We start from the raw sequence: 8507 nt of genomic DNA, 5'->3' as shown, positions 1-8507 counted from the left end.
GACGAGGCGCGCGCCGTGTGCGACGCGGCCCCGGATGCTCGCTTCGGACCGGGCGCGTGCCCCCCTCGCCGACCGGGTCGCGACGTGCGCCTTCGAGCAGCCGTTGGCGCCGGGCCAGGAGACTGAAAGACCTACTTAGCGTCTTCGAGGGCGAGGATGAACCTCCCTCGAGGACGGCACGCTGAACCCCCGGCCGCGCGTTCTCGTACGCGACGCCACTCCCCGCCCCGCCGTGTTCGGTCGCCTGTTCCTGCTCTTCCTCGTCGTCCCAATGGTCGACCTCGCCCTGCTGGTCTCGATCGGCGGGCGCATCGGGTTCTGGCCGACCATCGCCATCGTCGTGCTAACGGCGGCCCTCGGTTCATGGCTCGCCAAGCGAGAGGGCGTCGCCGCGTGGCGCCGCGTCCAGACCAAGATGACGACCGGCGGCATCCCCGGCCCCGAGTTGATCGACGGCCTGGTCATCCTCGTCTCCGGCACGCTCCTGCTCACGCCCGGCTTCCTGACTGACGTCGTCGGCTTTCTGGGCCTGCTTCCGCCCTCGAGGGCGGTCGCTCATCGCTGGCTGCGCGCTCGGTTCGAGAAGTCCATTCTGACCGGCCGCATGAACGTCGTCCACAGCGGGGTCGTCTTCGGCGGCGACGGCGGCGCTCGCCCCGCTAACCCGTTTGGCGTCCCGCCCCCGCCGATCATCGAGGACGCCGAGATCATCGACGACGGAAGCGGGCAACAGTAGGAGGCAAGAGGAACACTCGCCCTCGAGGTCGCGACCGCTTGCCTCATCCCTCTTGCCCTCTGTGAGGCTCCGCGGTACGGGCGGTGAGGGCTGAGCGAAAGCGCCCTCGAGGACGAACAGCCCGGCGCCCGGTCCGTTGCGCTCTCATGCCGACGCACGCCCCCCCGGTCTCCGCCCCCGCCGCCGTCGCCCCGGCCGACCTCGAGGCCGAGGCCCGCGACCGGAAGCATGGCGTGATCTACATGCTGGTGGCCGCGCTCGGCTTCAGCCTGATGGGCCTGCTGGTCAAGATCGCCTCGACCACGTTTCCGACGATGGAGCTGGTGTTCACGCGGTCACTCGTAATGACCGTCATCACGTATGCCGCCATCCGGCGGAGCGGCTTGTCCCCGCTCGGCGTCGACCGGACGACGCTGATGCTGAGGGCCACGTTCGGCGCCGTCGCGCTGAGCCTTTTCTATCTGGGCATCGCGCGACTGCCGCTCGGTGACGCCGTCACGATCCAATACACGGCACCCGTCTGGACCGCCATCGCCGCGGCTGTCCTGCTGGGCGAGCGCCTGCGGCCCCTCGTGCTCTTGGGCGCGGTCTTGTCGATGGCTGGCGTCGCGCTCGTCGCCCGCCCGTCGTTCCTGTTCGGCGGCGTCGCCCTCGACGGGATCGGCGTCGCCGCTGTTGCCGGAGCGGCGGTGCTGGCCGGGCTCGCGTACACGTTCACCCGCAAGCTCCGCGCGACGGACCGGCCGATGGTCATCATCTTCTACCTCTCGTGGGTCGGGATGGCCGGCGCGATCCCGTTCGCCCTCGGCGGCTGGGTCTGGCCCACGGGCTGGCACTGGATTCTTCTGCTCGGCATCGGCCTGACGACGCATATGGGTCAGGTCGGGCTCACCGAGGGGATGCGCCGCTTGGAGGCCGGGACGGCGTCGGCCATCGGCTACGTCCAAGTCGTGCTCGCCTTCGCCTGGGGCGCGCTGTTCCTGGGCGACGGCGTGGACGCGCTGAGCATCGCCGGCGCCGCACTGGTTGTCTCGAGCGTGTTGCTGGTGGTCCGGCGCGGGTAGCGGGACGGGCGCGCGTTCAGCCTCGAGGCCGGTCCCCTATCTTCGAGGACGCCCGCCCCCGACCTCATGCCTGTCGTTGCTCCCAGGACTCTGACGATGTCGCCGGAGGACTACTTCGAGTGGGAAGCCTCGCAGACCGAGCGTCACGAGTTCCACTTTGGAGAGGTCTTCCCCATGTCAGGAGGCACGTCCGCCCACGCCGAGATCATCATCGCCCTCGGCTCGCTGCTCTACGCCGAGCTTCGTGGGACAGAGTACAAGGTCCGCTCCGAGGCGATGCGCGTCCAGATCAGCGGCGACGAGTACGTCTACCCCGACTTGTCCGTCACGCGCGGCCCGGGCACGTTCCGCTCGACCCGCAAGATCACGCTTCTCGACCCGGTCCTGATCGTCGAAGTCCTGTCACCCTCGACGCGGTCCTACGACTACGGAGAAAAGCTGGCGCTCTATCGAAGCGTCGAGGACGTCCTGCTGGTGGATTCGCAACGCCGCCACGTCGAGGTCGTCCGCCGCACCGACGATGGCTGGACGCTGTCGGGCGCCCTCGAGGGCGTGGCCTCGCTCCGGTCCGTCGGCGTCGACCTCGAGGTCGAGGACTTGTACCGTGACGTGACGGGCTTCGAGGACGCGTAGGCTCGACCTCGAGGACGGAATCGGAGCGCGCTTCACGGCCGCGCGTGGGGTCGGCGGCTAGCTTCCGCGCTCCCGCAGCCGCGCCCCACCATGTCCTATCCCGAGGTCGAGAGCTTCGACCCCGTCGCCGTCGAGGAAACCGTCCTGGCCCGTTGGCAGGCCGAGGACACCTTCGAGCAGTCGCTCGCCCTCCGCCAAGGCGCCCCGCACTTCGTGTTCTACGAAGGCCCGCCGACCGCCAACGGCAAGCCCGGCATCCACCACGTGATGGCGCGGACCATCAAGGACCTGTTCTGCCGCTACAAGACGATGCGCGGCTTCCGCGTCGACCGCAAGGCGGGCTGGGACACGCACGGCCTCCCCGTCGAGATCGAGGTCGAGAAAGCTCTCGGCTTGGAGGGCCGGCACGCCGTCGAGGCGTTCGGCGTCGCCGAGTACAACGCGGCTTGCCGCGAGAGCGTCCTCAAGTACAAGGACCTGTGGGACGACCTGACACGCCGCATGGGCTACTGGGTCGACCTCGATGACCCATACGTCACGTTCGAGACCGACTACATCGAGTCCGTCTGGAACCTGCTGAAGCGGATCTGGGACAAAGGGCTCTTGTCGAAGGGCTTCAAGATCCAGTGGTACAGCCCGGCCAACGGGACCGTCCTGTCCTCGCACGAGGTGTCCCTCGGTTACAAGGAGGTCCAGGACGTCTCCGTGACCGTCCGTTTCCCCGTCGCCGACACGCCCTCGACGTCGTTCCTGGCCTGGACCACGACGCCCTGGACGCTGCCCTCGAACGCGGCCTTGGTCGTCGGGCCGAGGATCGACTACGTCAAGGTCCGGTTGACCTCGATGCCGGACGAGGCGGGCGAAACCGGACACGAGTTTGTCTGGATCGCCGAGCGGCTGTTGGGCAAGCTCAAGGTCGAGGACCCCGAGATCGTCGACCGGTGCAAGGGCTCTGACCTCGTCGGCATCGAGTACGTGCCGCCGTACAACGACAACCGCGACTTGAGCGGACTCGCCGAGGTGCTCCAAGATGACGACGAGCCCGGCGACGCCTGGCGCGTGGTCGCGGCCGACTATGTCACCGTCGAGGACGGAACCGGCATCGTCCACACGGCGCCGGCCTTCGGCATGGACGACTACGCGACGGGTCAGAAAGAAGGCCTGCCGACCATCAACCCCATTGGCCCCGACGGCGTCTTCCAAGAAGGCTTCCCGTTGGTCGGCGGGATGTGGTTCAAGGACGCCGACCGTCCAATCCTGCGCGACCTCAAGGAACGCGGCCTGCTGTTCCGCGAGGACAGCTACGTCCACAACTACCCCCACGACTGGCGCAAGGGGACGCCGCTCATGCAGTATCCGGTCGAAAGCTGGTTCGTCCGCACGACCGAGATCAAGGACCGGCTGGTCGAGCTCAACAAGACGATCAACTGGCAGCCCGAGGGCATCGGGACGGGCCGGTTCGGCGCGTGGCTCGAGGGCAACGTGGACTGGGCGATCTCGCGGATGCGCTACTGGGGCACGCCGCTCCCCATCTGGGTCAGCGACCGCGATCCCGAGGTCGTCGAGGTCGTCGGCTCCGTGGAGGAGCTGCGCGAGAAGCTCGGCGGCGAGATCCCCGAATCCGCCTTCAACCCTCGCCTCGGCCTCGAGGGCGAGGGCGGCGAGCTCGACCTCCACCGCCCGTACGTCGACACCCTAACGTGGCCCGACGGCCAGGGCGGAACGATGCGCCGCGTCCCGGACCTCATCGACGTCTGGTTCGACTCGGGCGCGATGCCGTTTGCCCAGTGGCACTACCCGTTCGAGAACGTCGACCGGTTCAACGCCAACGTCCCGGCCGACTTTATCGCCGAAGGCGTGGACCAGACGCGCGGCTGGTTCTACACGATGCACGCGATCGGCGCGCTCGTGGACGACCGCGTGGCCTACAAGAACGTCGTCGTCAACGGTCTCGTCCTCGATGCCGAGGGGAACAAGATGTCGAAGTCGAAGGGCAACGCCGTCGAGCCCTTCGCCGCGATCCAGCGCCACGGCGTCGACGCGATCCGGTGGTCGATGATGGCCTCGAGCCCGCCCTGGGAGAACCTGCGGTACTCGGACGCCGCCGTCGAGGAAACGGCCCGCAAGTTCTTCGGGACGCTCGTTAACACCTACCGCTTCTTCGCGACCTACGCCGGCCTCGATGGCTACACGTACGACGCGAAGAACGCCCTCGAGGCTGAGGACCGGACCGAGCTCGACCGCTGGGTCCTGAGCCGGCTCCAGTCGACCGTCCTCGAGGCGACCGACGCCTTGGAGGGCTACCACCCGACGCGCGCCGCGCGCGCCGTCGAGTCGTTCGTCGACGACTTGTCGAACTGGTGGCTCCGGCGCTCGCGCCGCCGCTTCTGGGACAAGGTGGAGCGTGCGGAGTTGAATGTTGAAGGTGGCGAGGCAGTAGACATTCAACCTTCTACATCGCACGTTCAACAAAACAAGCAGGCCGCCTACGATACGCTGTGGGAGTGCCTCGAGGTCGTTTCCCGCCTGATGGCGCCGACCGCCCCGTTCGTGGCCGAGTGGCTCCACGGCGTCCTCGGCCACGAGACGTCCGTCCACCTGCGCGACTGGCCCGCCCTCGAGGACGAAAAACGCGACGCCGACCTCGAGGCCCGCATGGCGCTCGCCCGCGCCGTCACGACGGCGACGTTGGCGTTGCGCAACGAGGCCAGCATCAACGTCCGCCAGCCGTTGGGCTCGCTGTTGGTTGTGACTGGCACCGGCGGCGTCGACGAGGACGTGCTGCGTTCCGTCGAGGGCGTGATCTTGGACGAGGTCAATGTCAAGACACTCGAGACCGCGGCCGGCGACTCGGGCGTGGTCTCCAAGAGCGCCAAGCCCAACTTCAAGGCCCTGGGCCGACGGTTGGGCAAGCGCATGAAGGAGGCCAACGCCGCCATCCGCGACCTGACCTCCGACGACGTCGCCCGCTACGAAGCGGACGGCTCGCTCACGCTCGACCTCCCCGGCGGGCCGCTCACGTTCGAGGCCGGCGACTTCGAGGTCGTCTCCGAAGGCGTCCAAGGCCGCGCCGTGCGCCAGGAGACCGCGACCGACGCGTCCGGCGCCACGCGCACCGTGACCGTCGCGCTCGACACGACGCTGACCGACGCGCTCCGCGCCGAGGGCTTCACGCGCGAGTTCGTCAACCGCGTTCAGAACTTGCGTAAGGAGGCCGGCTTCGAGGTCGCGGACCGGATTGCCCTCGAGGTGGCCGCGCCGAACGGCGGCCGGGCCGTCCTCCAAGACGCCGGCTTCGCCGAGACGATCACCTCCGAGACCCTGGCGACGTCCCTCGTCCTCGAGGACGAGCCGACGGGCGACTTGGTGCAGGACGTCGAGATCGGCGGCGAAACCCTGACCGTCGGCGTCCGTCGCGTGTAGAGGTTCATCGTTCAGGGTTCAGGGTTCGTCGCCCGAGAGCCCGATCTTTGGCCTTGCAAACCCCGAACTCTGAACCTTCCCTATGCGCGTCCTCTGGGTCTCCGCCCTCATCGTCGTCGTCGACCAGATCACGAAGCTCGTCGTCAAGTCCGAGATGGTCTTGGGCGAGTCGATCCCGGTGATCGGGCGGCTGTTTCGGCTCACGTTCACCGAGAACCCGGGGATGGCGTTCGGGCTCTCGATCGGGAGCAAGCTGTTCCTGACGCTGTTCTCGATCGCGGCTACGATCCTGATCCTCGTGTACCTGTGGCGGATCCCGTGGGCGCCCTACGGCTACCGGCTGTCGCTCGCCTTGGTGCTCGGCGGCGCGTTGGGGAACGTGATCGACCGGACGTTCTACGGGATGGCGTTCGGCGAGTGCGCGCCGTCCGATCCGGGCCTGTCGCGGTTGTTCTACGGTTGCGTCGTCGACTTCGTCCACTTCGACGTCTGGCGCGGCGAGATCTTCGACCGCACGATCGCCCTCTTCCCGATCGGCAACATCGCGGACCTGGCCATCATCGCCGGCGTCGTAGGCATCCTGATCACGCAGAACCGGTTCCACGAAGCGGCCGAGGCGCGCGTCAAGGGTGCGGCGACCGAGCCGGTCGTGGAGCCAACGGCGTAGATCGTCTCCAAGCGTGACCCTCGAGTCGCTGTCTCTCGCGGACTCGTCCTCGAGGACGCCTCTAGGCCAGCGACGCGACCACGTCGCCCATGAGCGCCGTCAAGGTCGGCTCCGCCTCGGCGGCTGCGGCCAGGATCTCGGGGATGGACACGGCCTCCAAGGCGTCCGGGAAGCACTCGTCGGTGATCACCGAGATTGCCATGACGCGCACGCCGTGGTGCCGGGCGACGATGACCTCGGGGACCGTGCTCATGCCGACGACGTCGGCGCCGATCTGGCGCAGGAAGCGGTACTCGGCGCGCGTCTCGAGGTTGGGTCCCTCGACGGCGACGTAGACGCCTTGTTGCAGCCGGACACCGCGCTCGAGAGCGGCGGCCTCGGCCGTGGCCCGCAGCTCGGGATCGTACGGCTCGCTCATGTCGGGGAAGCGCGGCCCCCACGCGTCCACGTTCGGCCCGGTCAGCGGGTTGACGCCCTGCAGGTTGATGTGGTCCGTCGTCAGCATCAGGTCGCCACGTCGGTAGAGCGGGTTCATACCGCCGGCCGCGTTCGAGATCAGGAGGGTCTCGACGCCCAGCGTTGCCAACACGCGGACGGGCATCGTGACCTGCCACGCGCTGTAGCCTTCGTACAAGTGGAACCGCCCCTGCATCGCCACCACCTCGACGCCGCGCAGCGTGCCCGCGATCAGGCGCCCGTGGTGGCTTTCAACGGTCGAGAGCGGGAAGCCCGGGATCTCTCCGTACGGGACCGACTCCCGAACCTCGATCTCGTCGGCCAACTTCCCCAGACCCGTTCCCAAAATGAGGCCGACGCGGGCGCCGTCCCCGATGCGGGCGCGCAGCGTGTCGGCGGCGGTCTGAACCAGGGATTGGGCGGTGTCGATGTCGGGCGTCATTCGGGTAGCAACAAGCAAGAAGAGAGACGTCCTCGAGGGCGCGACCGAATCGACGACGGCCTCGAGGACGGAGACGGGTCCGCCTTGATCAGTCGAGCTCGTCCAGGATGCGGCGGATCCGCTCGCGCTCCTCGTCGGAGGCCGAGACGCTGCTTTCCTCGCCGGTCACCAACGAGCGGAGGTCCCATCCACCGGTCACGGCCGGAGGACGCGGCGGGTCGGGCGCTGGAGGTGGCGCCGGCTCCTCGAAGGACTCGTCTGCCGGGGCGTAGACGCTGGAGGGCGGTTCGGGCTCGGGGTCCGAGGTGGACTCGGGATCCAGGGACGCAGGCGGCGGAGCTTGTTCGGCATCGGCGGGCTCGAACGTGTCCGGTGTGGGTGTCGAGGGCCAGGACGGCTCGGCGTCAGTGACGGCCTCGATCGACGCGTCGAGGTCCGGCATCGAGGTCGGCTCGGGAGCCGGGGGCGGCGCGGGCCGGCCGGCGTCGAGCTGCTGGTGCGGCGCGGGGAGGGGCGTCTGGCCGGACGGCTGGAGCTTGATGAACCCGACCGGATCGTCGCCCTGGAACTGGGCCAAGACCTCGAGCTCCGACAGCAAGAACCCCCGCAGCCTGGCCGCGACCTCCGTCTGGCGGCTGTTGAGCCGGATCAGGTCCTGGCGCATCCCGTGGCGCTCGTGGTCGGCGTCCTGGACGATTTTCTGAGCGCGCAGCTCCGCCTCCTGGACGATCAGCCGCGCCTTCTCCTCCGCCGACGCCTCCGACCGGCGGGCCGTCTCGCGAGCCGACTCGAGGGCTTCTTGCAAGGCGAGTTCCACCTTCTCGTAGTGGACCAGCTTGCCTTCAATCTCGCGGACGCGTTCCTCGGCACGGCGCGCGTCCTCCTGGAGGTCTTCCAAGCGGTCGGCGATCTGCTTGAGGAAGAGATCGACTTCGGTAGGGTCGTAGCCGCGGAAGCCCTTGTCGAACTGCTTCCGCCGGACGTCGAGTGGCGTGAGGTTCATGACCGATCAGTGGGTGCGGACGGGCTTGGCCGCCGAACGCGGCGGCGGGGGCGGCGCTCGGCTCCGTCGGGCCGGGGCGGATC

Annotated in this window: 7 protein-coding genes; 5 read left to right on the top strand and 2 right to left on the bottom strand. The window is 68.5% G+C overall.

Features of this window, described 5'->3' with window-relative positions; all coding sequences use genetic code 11:
* The first annotated feature begins 232 nt into the window (after positions 1-232).
* The 5 genes from WBA11_RS09715 (at position 233) to WBA11_RS09695 (ending at position 6523) form a co-directional block, all read left to right on the top strand.
* A complete protein-coding gene (locus WBA11_RS09715) occupies positions 233-736 on the top strand; it encodes an FxsA family protein (RefSeq protein WP_424520502.1) in 504 nt (167 codons plus the stop codon).
* Between the two features lie 146 nt (positions 737-882).
* Positions 883-1800, top strand: coding sequence for a DMT family transporter (locus WBA11_RS09710; RefSeq protein ID WP_424520501.1), 918 nt, complete (start codon positions 883-885; stop codon positions 1798-1800).
* A 66-nt stretch (positions 1801-1866) separates the two neighbouring features.
* Positions 1867-2433 carry a Uma2 family endonuclease gene (locus WBA11_RS09705; RefSeq protein WP_424520500.1) on the top strand — a complete coding sequence of 189 codons (567 nt, stop codon included), beginning with the start codon at positions 1867-1869 and terminating at the stop codon, positions 2431-2433.
* Positions 2434-2523: 90 nt separating this feature from the next.
* Positions 2524-5856 (top strand): isoleucine--tRNA ligase, encoded by a 3333-nt coding sequence (ileS, locus tag WBA11_RS09700; RefSeq protein WP_424520499.1) that lies wholly within the window; start codon positions 2524-2526, stop codon positions 5854-5856.
* Between the two features lie 82 nt (positions 5857-5938).
* A complete protein-coding gene (locus WBA11_RS09695; RefSeq protein ID WP_424520498.1) occupies positions 5939-6523 on the top strand; it encodes a signal peptidase II in 585 nt (194 codons plus the stop codon).
* 61 nt (positions 6524-6584) lie between these two features.
* Here WBA11_RS09695 and WBA11_RS09690 read toward each other — a convergent pair whose 3' ends face one another.
* Both WBA11_RS09690 and WBA11_RS09685 read right to left on the bottom strand, forming a co-directional pair.
* Positions 6585-7421, bottom strand: a complete 837-nt coding sequence (locus WBA11_RS09690; RefSeq protein ID WP_424520497.1) for a purine-nucleoside phosphorylase — start codon at positions 7419-7421, stop codon at positions 6585-6587.
* An 88-nt stretch (positions 7422-7509) separates the two neighbouring features.
* Positions 7510-8424 carry a DivIVA domain-containing protein gene (locus WBA11_RS09685; protein WP_424520496.1) on the bottom strand — a complete coding sequence of 305 codons (915 nt, stop codon included), beginning with the start codon at positions 8422-8424 and terminating at the stop codon, positions 7510-7512.
* Positions 8425-8507: the final 83 nt, after the last annotated feature.

Source organism: Rubrivirga sp. (assembly GCF_049648075.1).
Classification (GTDB): Bacteria; Bacteroidota; Rhodothermia; order Rhodothermales; family Rubricoccaceae; genus Rubrivirga.
This window is presented reverse-complemented; position numbering and strand designations above follow the sequence as displayed.